General features: G+C 64.2%; 10 protein-coding genes and 2 tRNA genes. All 12 read right to left on the bottom strand.

Annotated features, from left to right (window positions below; all coding sequences use genetic code 11):
• Positions 1-9 precede the first annotated feature (9 nt).
• The 12 genes from tig to DWZ01_RS00510 all read right to left on the bottom strand — a co-directional run bounded on the left by tig (position 10) and on the right by DWZ01_RS00510 (position 15,383).
• Positions 10-1,311: a trigger factor gene (gene tig, locus DWZ01_RS00560; RefSeq protein WP_233506148.1), complete on the bottom strand. Its 1,302-nt coding sequence runs from the start codon at positions 1,309-1,311 to the stop codon at positions 10-12.
• A gap of 88 nt (positions 1,312-1,399) precedes the next feature.
• Positions 1,400-1,483 (bottom strand) — tRNA-Leu (locus DWZ01_RS00555).
• Between the two features lie 427 nt (positions 1,484-1,910).
• Positions 1,911-4,742, bottom strand: a complete 2,832-nt coding sequence (locus tag DWZ01_RS00550; RefSeq protein ID WP_117847595.1) for a molybdopterin cofactor-binding domain-containing protein — start codon at positions 4,740-4,742, stop codon at positions 1,911-1,913.
• A complete protein-coding gene (locus DWZ01_RS00545) occupies positions 4,742-5,656 on the bottom strand; it encodes a xanthine dehydrogenase family protein subunit M (protein ID WP_117847593.1) in 915 nt (304 codons plus the stop codon). The genes DWZ01_RS00550 and DWZ01_RS00545 overlap by 1 nt, the downstream gene beginning before the upstream one ends.
• A gap of 228 nt (positions 5,657-5,884) precedes the next feature.
• Entirely contained in the window at positions 5,885-7,240 is a 1,356-nt protein-coding gene (gene gdhA / locus DWZ01_RS00540) for an NADP-specific glutamate dehydrogenase (protein WP_117847591.1), read from the bottom strand.
• Between the two features lie 257 nt (positions 7,241-7,497).
• On the bottom strand, positions 7,498-7,893 hold the full coding sequence (locus DWZ01_RS00535; protein WP_117847589.1) for a DUF3343 domain-containing protein: 396 nt from the start codon (positions 7,891-7,893) through the stop codon (positions 7,498-7,500).
• A 15-nt stretch (positions 7,894-7,908) separates the two neighbouring features.
• On the bottom strand, positions 7,909-8,541 hold the full coding sequence (locus tag DWZ01_RS00530) for a molybdenum cofactor guanylyltransferase (RefSeq protein ID WP_158556965.1): 633 nt from the start codon (positions 8,539-8,541) through the stop codon (positions 7,909-7,911).
• A 155-nt stretch (positions 8,542-8,696) separates the two neighbouring features.
• A tRNA-Sec gene (locus tag DWZ01_RS10670) sits at positions 8,697-8,793 on the bottom strand.
• Positions 8,794-8,829: 36 nt separating this feature from the next.
• Complete coding sequence (gene selB / locus DWZ01_RS00525; RefSeq protein ID WP_117847585.1) at positions 8,830-10,797, bottom strand: selenocysteine-specific translation elongation factor; 1,968 nt, start codon at positions 10,795-10,797, stop codon at positions 8,830-8,832.
• Entirely contained in the window at positions 10,794-12,251 is a 1,458-nt protein-coding gene (gene selA, locus DWZ01_RS00520; protein WP_199412357.1) for an L-seryl-tRNA(Sec) selenium transferase, read from the bottom strand. The genes selB and selA overlap by 4 nt, the downstream gene beginning before the upstream one ends.
• A 52-nt stretch (positions 12,252-12,303) precedes the next feature.
• Entirely contained in the window at positions 12,304-14,421 is a 2,118-nt protein-coding gene (locus DWZ01_RS00515) for a molybdopterin-dependent oxidoreductase (RefSeq protein ID WP_158556964.1), read from the bottom strand.
• A gap of 122 nt (positions 14,422-14,543) precedes the next feature.
• On the bottom strand, positions 14,544-15,383 hold the full coding sequence (locus tag DWZ01_RS00510; protein ID WP_117847820.1) for a formate/nitrite transporter family protein: 840 nt from the start codon (positions 15,381-15,383) through the stop codon (positions 14,544-14,546).
• Between the last annotated feature and the right edge of the window lie 10 nt (positions 15,384-15,393).

Genomic DNA, 15,393 nt, shown 5'->3' with positions numbered 1-15,393 from the left:
TGGCGAGAATTACTCAGCGTCCTTGGCAGTCTCGTCGACCTCGGTCACCTTGGCGTTCTCGACCAGGTGGTCGACGGCCTTAGAGCGACGGATGGACTCGCGGACAGCAGGCATGCGGCCATCGGCGATGAACTCGGCCTTGGAAGCCTCGACGTCCTTGACACCGGCCTTCTCGAACTCGGCGTTGATGTCGTCCTCGGTGACCTCAATCTTGAGCTCGCGGGCGAGGGCGTCGAGGGCCAGGGACTCACGGGCAACGTCGTTGGCCTGCTTGTGCAGGTCGCCGATGAACTGCTCCATGGTCAGACCGGAAGCGGGCAGCCAGGTGTCCAGCGTCATGCCGCGGGCAGCGAGGTTGGACAGGAAGTTCTGGCCAAGCTCCTCAAAGACGGACTGCTCGTAGTCGGCGTCCATCTCCTCGAGCTGCAGACGCTCGGCGAGAGCGGAGACGCAACGGTTCTCCTTCTCGGCCGGGAGGCGGGAAGCCTTGTCCTGCTCGATCTCGATCTTGATGGCGTCGCGCATGGCGTCGATGCTGTCGAAGCCAAAGTCGGACTTGACGAGCTCGTCGGTGAGCTCGGGGGTGTTGCGGACCTTGATGCCCTTGACGGCGACCTCGACGGTGTGGGTCTCGGCCTCCTCGCCCTCCTCGACCTCGTCGGTCCAGGTAACGGACTTGACGTCGTCAACGTTGGCGCCGATCAGGGCCTCGTTGAACTCCTTGGGGTTGCTGTCGCTACCGGCGATGAGCATGCGGCCCTCGGCGGCAAAGTTGTCAGCGTTCTCGACGGCCTTGAGGTCGACGGTGACGTAGTCCTCGGCCTCGACGGCGCGACCCTCGACGTCCTCGAAGGTGGCACGGTAGTTGAGGAGCATCTCGACCTGGTTGTTGATCTCGGACTCGGTGACCTCCGCAGGGGGCATCTCGATCTCGACGGCGTCGAAGGAGGAGAGCTCAGCGGCGGGACGCAGGGAGAACTCGACGGTGTAGGTGTAGTCCTCGTGATCCTTGGCGAGGTCGAGGTCCTTGTAGTCACCGTTCTTGGTGGGGACGATGTCCAGCTCGTTGAGGACGGCGGGCTCGTTGGCAGCGATCAGGTCGTTGGTGGCCTGAGCGAGGGTAGCCTCGGCGCCAAGTGCGGAGTCGATGACCGGACGGGGAGCCTTACCGGCGCGGAAGCCCGGGAAGCGGTACTTCTTGGCGGTGTCCTTGTAGGCCTTCTTGATCGCGGCGTCGACGTCGGCGGCCGGGATGGTGACCGTAGCGGTGAGCTTGGCGTCCTTGACGTCAGAAGCGGTGATGTTCAACACGTTCCTCCTCATACTGCCCAGCTTATCTGAGGTGCTGGTACCTTTATGCAACAAAGAGTCGCGACGGCCGAAGCCGACGCAGATGCGTTGGTGCGGGCGAAAGGACTCGAACCTTCACGGGAATCCCACCAGAACCTAAATCTGGCGCGTCTACCAATTCCGCCACGCCCGCATGAGCGCACAGACTAGGAATGATAGCAGATACGAACGACAAGCGCACGCACACCTTTTACAAGCTCACGACCTCACCACGAGTACGCATCGGATCCCCCGCCGCCCCATCGAAGTTGCGGTGGAATAGGGACTGTTTGGGGCTCCAGTCCTCCAAAACAGTCCCTATTCCACCGCAACTTCGGTAGGACTCGGCAGCCTGGCGATGCTGGCCATGCGCCGGAAAGCGTGTCCCGGTTTGGGGCCTCGGAATGGGATGCAATTTCCGCTATAGCCATCAACCGGAAACTGCAATCCGTTTTGAGCCCCTATTCCGGGATGCACTTTCCGCCAAGGCCCTCAAACGGAAACTGCAGCCCACAATTCAGTTGAAAAGTGGGCTGCAGTTTCCCCGGGCTAGGCAATGAGCGGGTACAGCGCCTCCTCGCCTACTCCCCCAGCAGGGCCTTCTCGGGCGTGATCGGCAGCGAGCGAACCTGATGTCCGGTAGCGTGTGCCACGGCCGAGGCAACGGCGGCGAGCGGCGTGTTGATGACGACCTCGCCGATCGACTTGGCACCAAACGGACCCGTCGGCTCGTAGCTCGGCTCAAAGGCCACGCGGATGCTGCCGATATCCAGACGTGTGGGCAGCTTGTAGCTCATAAAGTTGCCGGTGCGCAGACGACCGCGCTCATCGTGCTCGACGATCTCGTAGAGCGCGTGACCGATACCCTGGGCAATGCCGCCCTCGGCCTGGACGCGCGCGAGCGCCTCGTTGATCACGGTGCCGCAGTCAACGGCCGCCGCATAGTCCACCACAGTCACCTTGCCAGTGGCCTTGTCGACCTCGACCTCGGCAATACCGGCCATAAACGGCGGAGGCGAAACGGGCAGGCAGGCAGAGGCATGCGAGGTGAGCGCGTCGCCGCCCGCAATGTTCTTGACGCACAGGTTGGCAAAGTCACGCAGCGTGAGGTAGCGGTTCTGCTCGCGCGCGGCACGCTCGTCAGACAGGCGCACGTACTGACCATCAAAGACCACGTCGGCGGCGTCCACGTCCCACATCTGGGCGGCCTTGGCGCAAATTTTCTCGCGCAGCTCCGTCGCGGCGTTCTTGGCTGCCAGACCCGTCACGTACGTGCCCGAGCTCGCGTACGAGCCGGCGTCGAACGGCGACACATCGGTATCCACACCGCGCACCACAATGAGCGAGCTCTCCACGCCCAGCTCCTCGGCGGCAATCTGCGCCAGGATCGTGTCGACGCCCATGCCGTTATCGGTGGCGCCGGTGCCAATGGTAATGAAGCCATCCTCTTCCAGGCGCATGTCGATGCCGGCGATGTCCACGTTGGAGATGCCCGAGCCCTGCATGGTGAGCGCGCAGCCCAGGGCGCGCACGCGGTCGCCCAGGTCGACGGCCAGCGGCTTGTCGCGCCAGCCGATCATGTCCATCGCGCGTAGCAGGCAGCGGTCGAGCGCGCAGGCGTTGAGCTTCTCGTTGTAGTACTGCGGCATGATCTCGCCCTCGCGCACGATGTTCTTAAGGCGCAGGTCGGCGGGATCCATGTGCAGCATGTCGGCGAGCTCGTTGACGGCGCTCTCCACGGCAAACTGGCCCTGGGTGGCACCGTAGCCGCGATACGCGCCGCCGCGGTTGGTGTTGGTGTAGACGGCGTCCCAGCTAAAGCGGCTCGCCTTCACGTGGTTGTAGATGGGCAGGCTCTTGTGGCCCGAGAGGCCGATCGTCGTGGTGGCGTGCTCGCCATAGGCGCCGGCGTTGGACAGCGTGTGCAGGTCGATGGCCGTGATAGTGCCGTCGTTCATGGCGCCCAGCTTAACGGTCATCTGCATCTGGTGACGCGAGTTGCCCGCGGTGATGGTCTCCTCACGGGTGTAGCAGCAGTAACTCGGACGGCCGGTCTGCTGGGTCACAAACGCAACAAAGATCTCGCAGCAGCCCGTCTGCTTGGAGCCAAAGCCGCCGCCGATGCGCGGCTTAATGACCTGCACCTGCGACTGCGGAATGTCGAGCGACTGCGCGACCATGCGGCGCACGTGGAAGGGCACCTGCGTGGAGGTGGTCACCGAGATACGCCCGAACGCGTCGGTCGTCGCGAAGGCGCGGAAGGTTTCCATGGGCGCGGTCTGCGTGGCCTGGCTGGTGTAGGTGCGGGTGAAGACGATGTCGCTCTGGGCAAAGGCCTCGTCCAGGTCGCCATAATCGCTGGTACCGCTGCACACCAGGTTGCGCGGGACATCGCCGCCCTGCGGGAACATAAAGGTCACGTCGCCCTCGGGGTGGACCACGATGTCGTTATCGAGCGCCTGGGTAAAGTCGAGCAGGGGCTCGAGTACCTCGTAGTCGACCTTGATGAGCTTGAGCGCCTTGTCGGCGGCCTCCTCGGTCTCGGCGGCGACGATCGCCACCTCCTCGTTTTGGTAGCGCACGAGGTTCTCGAGGATCAGGCGGTCGTAGGGACTCGGCTGCGGATAGCTCTGGCCGGCGATGGTAAAGCGGCGCTTGGGCACGTCCTCGTAGGTGTAGACGCCCACCACACCGGGCACTTTCAGGGCGCGCGACGTATCGATGGAGCGGATCTTGGCGCGGGCATAGGGGCTGCGCTTGAGTTTGACGATGAGCGCACCGGCGGGCACCATATCGCCGGTGTAGACGGGACGACCCTCGAGCAGGGCCTTCGAGTCCTTCTTGGGCTGCTTATGGGTGATCTGCTTGTAGGAGACACCGTCGGAGCTCGTGTCGTTGACGGGCAGCTCGGGCATCTCGAAGCCCACCTGCACGCCAGACTCGTTGAGGAAGCGCACGATGGCGCGCAGCTGGCTCTCGTAGCCGCTGCAACGACAGAGGTTACCGGCAAGCTGACGCGAGAGCTCCTCACGCGTGGCGACGAGGCTCGGGTCCTCCTTGGCGGCGCGGGCGAGCGCCAGCACGTTCATGATGAGGCCGGGGGCGCAAAAACCGCACTGCTCGGCGCCTTCGGCAGCCATCGCGCGGGCAAGCGCCTCGGACTCGGCTTTGAGGCCCTCGAGCGTGGTGATGGTGTGGCCCTCGACGCGAGCGGCGGGAACCGAGCAACTCAGCACCGGGTCGCCGTCGAGCCACACCGTGCACAGGCCGCAGTTGGTGGTTTCGCAGGCACAGCGCACCGACTCGCAACCCTGCTCGCGCAAAAGTGCAAAGAGCATGGTGTCGGGGGCAATCTGGACCTTGACCTTACGGCCGTTGAGCGTAAAGGAAAGATCGATGAGTTTGGCAGCCATTAGCGCACCTCGCTAGAATCGACGCCGGGCACGCGGCGGCAGGAATACTCGTCCGTGGCGAACTTAGGAATCTGCACGCCCTCGAGCTCGCGGGCAAGCGCGGCCGAAAGCTCGATGCCGGCGGCGCGGCGCACGGCCTGAATCGCCAACGGGGCCGAGATGCAGCGGCGGTAGTCTGCCGAGCCCCACAGGTTGGTGCCGTAGCTCAGCGCACGCACGGATGCAGCCAGGACGCGCAGCTCGTCCTCGGAAGGCTGCTCGGCAGTAAGGCCACATGCCTCGCCCTGCAGCAGGGTCGCGCGCAGCGGGCGGGCGCCCACGGTGACATGCCAGCTGTTGTCCCACCAGGCGGCAGTGACGTTTAAGGAGGGGAAGTCGGTCGCGGCCTTGCGCACGGCCTCGTAGCTTGCACGGTAATCGTGCTTAACGACTACGATGTGCTCGATCACGTCGCGAACGTAACCCATGTTCACGAACTCGGCGAGCGGCACGCGGCCTGCCCCCGTCAGCTCAACATAGGAATCGAGCGCGAGAAAGGCGGAGAGAACGTCCGAGAAGCCAAAGCGACCGTAGATGCTGCCGCCCACCGTAGCGGTATTGCGCAGCTGCACGCCCACGATATCGTGGACGGCGAACTCAAAGACATGGTTGACAAGCGCGTTGAGCTTGGCATGGCGCTCGAGCTGGCGCAGGGTACACATGGCACCGATGCGAAACTCGGTCTCGGTCTCCTCGATCTGATCGAGTCCGCAGGCCGAAAGGTCAATCGCCGTCGCCACGCGACGCGAACCAAGGCGCATCCAGATGCCGCCGCCCACAATCTTGTTGTTGCGGTTCTTCTGTAAGAGCTCATAGGCTTCGGCCGCGTTTCCAACACGGACGTAGGTACCGAACTTGAGCACGTTCTCCCCCATCTCTCCACTTGTCCAGTACGTTTAAGTGTACCAAACGAGGGGCCGCACACCGTTTTAGGACAAAATCCACCCACCCATACATAACTTGCGGTGATATACGGACTGATTAGCCGTTCTGGAACGCAAAACAGTCCGTATATCACCGCAAGTTATGAGGAGTCCTCCGAGATAGAAAAGGCTCCCAGCCAAGATGACTGGGAGCCTTATCAATGCTATGTCAGGCAGGGTTTAGCAGACGCCCTGGGCGAGCATGGCGTCAGCGACCTTCAGGAAGCCGGCGATGTTGGCGCCCATGACGAAGTTGCCCTCCTCGCCGTACTCCTTGGCGGTGTCGTCCACGTTGTGGAACATGCCGCGCATGAGCTGCTCGAGCTTGCCGTCGACCTCCTCGAAGGTCCAGGACAGGTGCTCGGCGTTCTGGCTCATCTCCAAGCCGGACACGAGCACGCCGCCGGCGTTGGCAGCCTTACCGGGCATAAAGGCGACGCCGTGCTCCTGGAAGTAGGTCGTGGCCTCGATGGTCGTGGGCATGTTCGCGCCCTCGCCGACCACCTTGCAGCCGTTGGCGACGAGTGCCTGGGCGTCCTCGAGCAGCAGCGTGTTCTCGCGAGCGCAGGGCAGCGCGATATCGCAGGGAAGCTGCCACACGCCGCGGCCGTCGCCCTCGTGCCACGTGGCATTGGGCTTCTCGTCGACGTACATAGCGAGCGTAACGCCCTTGTCGTGGCCGGAGCGCTTCTTGTTGTAGACATGCTCGAGCACGGTGTAGTCGATGCCGTCGGGATCCTCGACCCAGCCGTGGGTGTCGGAGCAGGCCAGTACCTTGCCGCCGAGCTGGGCGACCTTCTGGACCGCGTAGATGGCGACGTTACCGGAGCCGTGAACGACGACGTTCTTGCCCTCGAAGGAGTCGCCGCGGCTCTTGAGGTACTCGTCCACAAAGTAGACCAAGCCGTAGCCGGTGGCCTCGGTACGGGCGAGCGAACCGCCAAAGGAGAGGCCCTTGCCGGTAAGGACGCCGGTCCACTCGTTGGTCAGGCGCTTGTACTGACCGAACAGGTAGGCAACCTCGCGGCCGCCAACGCCCAGGTCGCCGGCGGGAACGTCGGTGTTGGGGCCAATGTGGCGATAGAGTTCGGTCATGAAGGACTGGCAGAAGTGCATGATCTCGTTGTTGGACTTGCCCTTGGGGTCAAAGTCGGAGCCGCCCTTGCCGCCGCCCATGGGAAGGGTGGTCAGGCTGTTCTTGAGGATCTGCTCCAGGCCCAGGAACTTAAGCATGCCCAGGGTGACCGTCGGGTTAAAGCGCAGGCCGCCCTTGTAGGGTCCAATGGCAGAGTTGAACTCGACGCGGTAGCCGCGGTTGACCTGGACCTTACCCTGGTCGTCGACCCAGGGGACACGGAACATAACGATGCGCTCGGGCTCGACGAGGCGCTCAAGCAGAGCGGCCTCCTCGTACTCGGGATGGGCGTCGAGCGCCGGCTGGATGGTGCCGAGGATCTCGGTCGCGGCCTGGATGAACTCAGGCTGCTCGGGATAGCGGGCCTTGAGCTCGTCGAGAACTTTCTGCGTGTAGCTCATGCTTCCTCCAATTGATGGAAAAGAAAAGTGTCGTTCGAGGCGCCCCATGCGCCGCGAGCTTTATCGAGTATGGATAATATCGCACTGTTGCAGCAAAGTTTCGCATAAGCCGACGGGCGGATGTTTCGTTTTGATTACGATGCAGGTAGAAGCGTTTTTGAGCACTCGACGTACAAATCGCGTGTTTCGAAGCTGTTTCGTCCACGTGTTCCAAACCACCACATTGGGGACAGGCACCTTTGTGGTGGTGTTGGCGATTAGAGGACGAGCTGGTGGTAGTCGGCGGGGGTTACGCGGCCCTCGGTGGCGGCGCGGAAGGCGGCGAGGGCATCGCCCGAGAACGGCATGGCCCAGCACAGCCCGCAGCCGGCGGTGATGGAGCCGGGCAGCGGCATGATGCGCCCAGGCACGCCGGCGGCAAGACACAGCTGTTCGCATTCCATCACATCGAAGGTGCTGTCGAACGAAACGATGATTTTGCGTTCGCGATCGAGGGCATCACCGGTCGGGCCTTCACGGTGTGCCTCACGATACGCCGCGGCGGCCGCTTCCTCTTCCGCGGTATGTCCACAGCCACCGCAACCGCAGGTACAGGGTTCGGACCCGTCGCAAGTACAAGGTTCCCCCGTGTCGGGACAAATATCGTGAGACATCGCAACTCCAATCCTCTAGGCGAGTAACTCGGCCGCCGCAAACTCCTCGGGCGTATTGACGTTCTCGAAGCAGAGCGTCGACCCCGCGGCCTTAACGATCTGCGGCTCATCCATATAACCGGCCTGAACGCGATTGATCAGGCAGCGAATGCGCTGTCGGTCGCAGGAGAGCAGCTCTTGGGCAACCGGCGCACATGCGGCACGGCGCCAGACGGCACAAAGCGGCTCAATCCCCCGCTCCTCGCACGGCACGCACACGTCGAGTGCCTCGGCCTCAACACGATTGGCAAGCGCGCCAATGAGTTCCGGCGAGACAAACGGCATATCGCAGGCAACTATCGCCACGAGAGGCAGCCGAGCCGCAGCCAACGAGCTCGCGATGCCGCGCATTGCGCCCGCCGAGCCTTCAAGGTCCGCCACCACACGCGGCACCAGGCCGCCAAACGCGCGCTCCTCAAGATAGGCAAGCTCGCTGGAACGCGACGTCGTCACGACCAACTCGCCGGCAACTGGCGCCAGCCGACCCAGCACGCGCTCGATGAGCGGCTCACCGCAAAACGCCATGCGCGCCTTATCGCAACCCATGCGCGACGACAACCCGCCCGCCTGGACGACACAAGAAAGATCGGCCCGTCTTACGGTAGTCATACGGCAAACCACCCCCATCGGTATGCTCAAAACCCGGCACACGAAGCCAAATACCGTCGCCGATAAAGCGGGCGGCACGGCAAACCCGTGCAAAAACAAAACAGCGCCTTTGCGGCACGCAGCAAGACCGCGAGCACAAAAGCGCTGGTAGCGTATGGCGGGAACGTATGTGAATCGAACACATCCAAGACGTTTTGCACGCCTCGCAACGGTTTTGAGGACCGCGGAGCCCACCGGAGCCCATCCGTTCCCAAGTGCGGCGGTATTTTACCAAACCGAGCAGCCAATCTAGCGCAGGGAGCGCAGGCCGCCGGCATCCTTGTCGAGCACCGTAAAGCGTACGGCATCCAGGTGCTCCAAGATGCTGATGGCACGTTTGCGCGACACGCCCAGAGCCTCACGCAGCACGCTCGTGGTGGCTGCGCCACCGGCATCGGCGATGGCGGCGGCGACGAGCTCGCGCGCATGGGCCTCGGCGGCGGCAGACAGGGCAACGTCGCGCTCAACCTTAACGATCGAGCGATTGAGCGAAAGCTCGCGCAGGGCACGCGTCATGGTGTCGCGATCGAGCTGCAGTTGCTCGCCCGCCTCGGGCAACGTCGGCGCATCGAGGCCGGCTTCGTCCAGCAAAGCAACGATACGTTCGCAGGCTTCGCGAACCACGCGTGCCGCCGCGGCGGCCGAATGCGGATCGAATACCTCGGCGCCCTCCGAGGCACACACACCACGCGAGCAGCCCTCGGCAATCAGAGCCGCGGCAACGCCATCATCAGCGGCAGGCCACGCAGCATGGGCAACGGCGCCGGGCGTAAAGCCCGTCTCCTTGGGAGACGCCGCATGCATGGCTGACAGGGTCGCCGCCAGCACGTCCATGGCGGCATCGAACACGGCAGCATTCACATACAGCCTACAGCCCGAGCCCGCAAGCTCGCGCACAGCACCTCGCGCCACCAACTCGTTCAGCGCGGCATCGGCCCCACCGGAAACAAGGTCTAGCGCCGCGGCAACGTCGGCAGCCACGACCGGCAACGTCTGCAGCGCCAACCACGCCTCAACACCAGCGACGGCATCGCCGGCCTCAAGCGCTGCAAGCAGCGTGCGCTCCCCCGTCGAAAGCTCGCGCGAGCGACGGCAGCGCGAAAGCAGCACGCGCCCGCCGCCGATGAGCATAACGGGCGAATACGACAGCACCACGGCATGGTCTCCGGCACACAGCGGCAGCGGCTCCTCCAGGCGCACCTGCACGGTACGGGTCTCGCCCACCGCCATGGGGGCCTCGCCCTCCAAAAGCATGATGCGGCCGATGACCTCGGCCGTGCCGGCCATCACATGCACACGCGCGCCCGACTCGAGCACGCGCGGCTTGGTGCCCTCGCGGCCCAGGTAGGTGAACGTCATCATAAAGCGCAACGTCTGGCCAAAGCGGTCCGCCACGCCCAGCATCTCGCCACGGTCAAGCGCCGCGACACCGTCACCAACCAGGTTGAGCGCCACACGCTGACCAGGCAGCGCGCGCGGCGTATCGCCATGCACCTGGATCCCACGCACGCGACAGACCGTACGCGACGGCAAAGCCATCAACTCGTCGCCCACCGCAACCGGCGCATCGTGCAACGTTCCCGTCACGACAGTGCCGACGCCCTTGATCGTAAAGCAGCGGTCAATCGGCAGACGCGGCGCGGCATCAGTGAGCTCGGCACGGGCACGGCAGGCATCCCAGCAAGCGGCAACCTGCTCGTCGAGCACGGCGAGCAGCCTTTCGATCCCCTCGCCTGTCTTGGACGACACAGGCACGATCGGCGCGTCCGCAAACACGGTACCCGACAAAAAGTCATCGACATCGAGCTCGGCAAGCTCGGTCATCTCGGCATCGGCAAGGTCGCACATCGTCAGCGCGACCACCATATGCGTAACGCCCAGCAGCTCCAGCACGTGCACGTGCTCGCGCGTCTGCGGCATCACGCCCTCGACGGCAGAGACCACCAGCACGGCAACGTCGATGCCCGTGGCGCCCTGCACCATGGCGCGCAGGTAATGCGCGTGGCCCGGCACGTCGACCAGGCCGACGATCTTGCCACTCGGCAGCGCCAACTCGCCAAAGCCCAGCTCCACGGTCATACCGCGACGGCGCTCAACCTCCAGACGATCGGGATTCTTGCCGGTCAGTGCCTCGATCAATGCCGACTTACCATGGTCAACGTGACCCGCCGTGCCAACGATAACGGGACACTCCACCAGCGCCTGAACCTCACTCATCGAGCAATCGCCTTCTCAACGCACGCGACGAGCGTCGATGCCGCCGTCTCGATATCGCGGTCGCCCACGAGTGTACGCATGTCAAACAGGACGCGATCGTGCGAGGCGCGTGTGACGACCGGCGTGTCGAAATCTTGGACGAGCGAGCGCTTGAGTGCGTCAACGGAAAGACGCTCATCGACGAGGCGCACGGCAACGCACATGGTAGGCAGCTCGACGGTAGGAAGCGAGCCGCCGCCGGGAGTCGACGACTCCTCGACGATTTCCACCTGCACGGCACACGGGCAGCCAGCCTTATCGAGGCCCGCCACCATCAGCTCGCGCAGCTTGCGTGCGCGACGCTCCAGATGAGCCTGCGGAAGCGTGAGCATGTTGAGAACCGGCACCTCGCGATGGGCAACATCCGCCCCGTCCATGTAAATGCGCAGTGTGGCCTCGAGCGCCGCCAGCGCGAGCTTGCCCGGGCGCAGGGCACGCATAAGCGGATGCGACCCGCAAGCCTGGACCAGATCGCGACGGCCCATGATAATGCCTGCCTGCGCGGCACCGAGCAGCTTATCGCCCGAGCACGACACCAGATCGAGCCCTGCCGCGACCGAAGCCGGCGTGGGCTCCTCACCGCCGCGCACCAGAATGTCATCGGGCAAAAGCGCGCCCGAACCCTGGTCCTCGTAGAACAGCAGACCATGCTTGTGGGCCAGGGCGGCAAGCTCCCGAGAGCCCACTTCCTCGTGAAAGCCCTCGATGCGATAGTTGGAAGGATGGACCTTGAGGATCATGGCCGTATCGGGCGTAATGGCTTGCTCATAATCTGCCAGGTGTGTGCGGTTGGTGGCGCCGACCTCGACGAGTTTGGCGCCCGAAGCCGCCATGACATCGGGGATGCGGAAGCTGCCGCCAATCTCGACAAGCTCGCCGCGGCTGACGATGACCTCTTTACCCGCGGCATGGGTGGCAAGCACCAGCAGCACCGCGGCGGCATTGTTGTTGACCACGAGCGCGTCCTCGGCACCGGTGAGTGAGCGGATCAGCTGCGCGGCATGTTCCTTGCGCGACCCGCGAGAGCAGGTGTCCACGCTGTACTCAAGCGTGCTGTAGCCGCGCGCGACCTCGGCCACCGCCTTGGCGGCTGACTCCGCGAGCGGGGCTCGACCCAGGTTGGTATGGATAACCACACCCGTGGCGTTGACGGCAGGGCGCAGGCTCGGCAACGCGGAGCGGTGCGCACGCCACTCGATGGCCGAGGCAAGGTCGCGCTTAGAGCGCGGGGCAGCACCGGCGCGAATGGCTGCGCGCTCCTCGTCGAGCTCGGCCGTCACGGCGGCATGCACCACCGCGTCGCAGGTCTCCCCCGCCGCCTTCACTACCGGCCACTCGGCAAGCAGCTCGTTGACGGAAGGAATGGCGCGCAGGCGGGCGCGTACCTCATCGGACATGTTCTGGCTATCGCTCATGTACGGCCTTTCAAAAGAAACGTGGATCAGTCGAATGCATCAGCTGAGTCAATTACTCGTTATTATCCTCGCGCTCCGTGATCTTTTCCACGCGAACGGCGTTTTCCTGAGTGAGCGCGGCGCCCGTCAACGGGTCCCAACGCAACGGCGTATGGTCGAGCGGGCCTACGCCCAAGGCCTGAGCGCCACCGGTATCGGCGCCAGACGAACGCCCGCCGGGGGCGGCCGAGGTGAAGATGCACGCCGGATGCAGATAGGGCGTCGTCTCCACGCGCACGCGGTCACGGCCCATGTCGCTCACCAGCTCGACGACCTCGCCATCGACGATACCCATGCGAGCGGCGACATCGGCGTTCATCTGCACGGCGTCCAAGTCCGACCCCACCTCGGCGGCACCGGCCGCCGCGAGTCTGCGCGAGGTATGCGACTCAAAGGGCCGGTTACCGCTAATGAGGCGAAACATCCCCGGGCTGGGTTCCACCATCGGCGCGATCCAGCCTGGCACGCGTCCCAGGCCGGCACGCTCCCATACGTCACTTGCCAGCGCAATTTTGCCGCCATCCAAGGGGATCGCCGGCTCGCCCGTACGCGACGGCAGCGCCATGCCCGTATCGGCCCAGCCGCGCTCCTTGAGCTCGTCCAGATCGATCCCAAACGGCGCCACCTGGGCAGCCGCCAGATCGTCAGACGCAAACTGGAAGTACTCGCCCACACCACACGCCTGCGCCAGACCGGCAAAAATCTCCCGACCGGGACGTGTGTCGTCATGCTGCACAGGCAGCACGGCGTTGCGGTAGAACACACGCGCATCGTTGGCGCCCACGACCGTACCCACGCCGCGGTCGGCCTCCAGATACGTCACATCGGGCAGCACGAAATCTGACACACGCGCCGTCTCGGACCATCGAATATCAACGGTCACGAGCAGGTCAAGCTGTTCCAGAATCGATAGCCACGCCCCAGCATTGCCATAGCCCGCACCAGGGTTACTGGCATAGACGATGAGTCCACGCAAATCGCCGGCAAGAATCGACTGACCGATGGTCGTGCACAGGCCGCGCTCGGGATCGACGAGCGGATAGCGCTGGGACCCCAGCTTGGTCCCACGCGGCACCGGCGGCGTCGCAAAGCGCGCGGGATCGAGGTCGCCCAACACAAGCGGCGTGGGCGGATTGAGCGCGCCGCCCGCATGCCCGATGCAGCCCAGCAGCACATCGACCAAGCAGATAGCGCGCGCGGTCTGGGTGCTATTGGCATACGCGATACCGATGCCACCATGAAAGCCCGCATCCACCACAGCGGCAGGCGCGGCGGCAGCGAGATCGCGCGCCGTGGCGACAATCTCTGCGGCCGGCACGTCGCACATCGACTCGGCCCACTCGGGCGTCCAAGGACGGGCCGCCTGCGCCAGCTCGTCAAAACCCGTGGTATAGCGGGCAACGAACTCGTGGTCGTACAAGTCCTCGGCAATCAGCACGTGGGCGATGCCCAGCAGTAGTGCCAAATCGCAGCCCGGGCGCACGCGCAGCCAGCGGTCGGCAAGCGCGGCGGAGCCGCTGCGCCGGGGGTCGACCACGATAATCTTCGCCCCGCGCCGGCGCGCATCGTTGAGCGCATCGACGGCCCCCATCGTCGATGAATCGACGATGGAACGCCCCAGGTACATGATGCAGTCGGTATGTGCCAGGTCGGAGGCGGGGCTATAGCCCAGGCTGTGCTCCCAACCGGTAAGTCGGCTTACCTCGCAGGCGCCATCGGCACCGTACACGTTGGGCGAGCCCAACGCATGCATAAAGCGATACGCCCAGTAGCGGTCGAACGAGGGAACGCCGAGCGTCATGCCCAGCGCGCGCGGACCATGCCCGTCAACAATCCCCAAAAGGCGCTCGGCAATCTGAGCAAACGCCTCGTCCAAGGTAATCGCATCGAACCCCGAGCCATCCCGGCGGCGTCGCATGGGGTGCACAATGCGGTCGCGCTCGTCAAACGGCATTGCCAGGCGATGGCGCCCGCGGGCGCACAGGGCACGCGCCGCGCACGGATGCCCCACAACCGGCAACTCAGCCACCACACGACCGTCCTCAACGCGTGCCGCAAAGGCGCAATCGGCATAGCATCCCCCGCATGTGGTCACCACGGCGCGACCGTCACGCTTCACAGCAGATGCCATCTCGATTACCCCTTTCATCAGCCAAACACAACAGGCCAACAGCCCGACAACGAGCCCCAGACCCAAATAGCCTCCCGCACGGCAACGCCCCGCGGGAGGCCCAACGTCAAACAGACGGTACCTTACGCCTCGGACTTCTTAGCGTAGATAAACCAGTAGCCGAGCGCGATCAGAACCGCGCCGCCCACGATGTTGCCCAGCGTGGCGGCGGACAAGTTAAACGCAATGCCCGCAGCGTTGAGTGCATCGGCGCCGGCGACGTCGGCACCATAGCCGAACGCGTGCATCACGGCACCCATGGGCAAAAAGTACATGTTGGCGACGCAGTGCTCAAAACCGCAGGCCACAAAAGCGGCGATGGGCAGCAGAATGCCCACAACCTTATCGACCACGGTCTTGCCGGCGGTACCGATCCACACGGCCAGGCACACAAAGATGTTGCACAGGATGCCACGGAAGAAGATCGTCACCCAGTCGATCGTCACCTTGCCGGCGGCGACGCTCACCATGGAATTGGCGACCGCCTCGCCGTTGAGCTTGTAAATGCCGGCCATATACACCAAAAAGACGATGAACAGGGCACCGACAAAATTGCCGACCCACACGACGACCCATGCCTTGAGCATCTGAGCCAGGGTGATCTTTTTGCTCTTGAGCGCGCAGACCATAAGCGAATTACCGGTAAACAGCTCGGCGCCGCACACCAGTACCAGCACCAGGCCCAGGCAAAAGCACAGACCGCCCACGACGCGCTGGGCACCCCAGCCCAGCGTGCTGTCGCTCAAGAACACGGTAAAGAACAGGCCACCGAAGGCAATAAACGCACCGGCGAACATTGCCAACAGAAAGGCCTTTGCGACCGGCAGGTTGGCCTTGGTCACGCCGGCGGCCTCGGTCTTGGCCTCGATCGCGGCGGGCGCCAGGCAATCGGGAGCGGGATATTCTGCCTTGGAATCTGCCATGTCAATCACT

Source organism: Collinsella sp. AF28-5AC, assembly GCF_003457875.1.
Lineage (GTDB): Bacteria > Actinomycetota > Coriobacteriia > Coriobacteriales > Coriobacteriaceae > Collinsella.
This window is presented reverse-complemented; position numbering and strand designations above follow the sequence as displayed.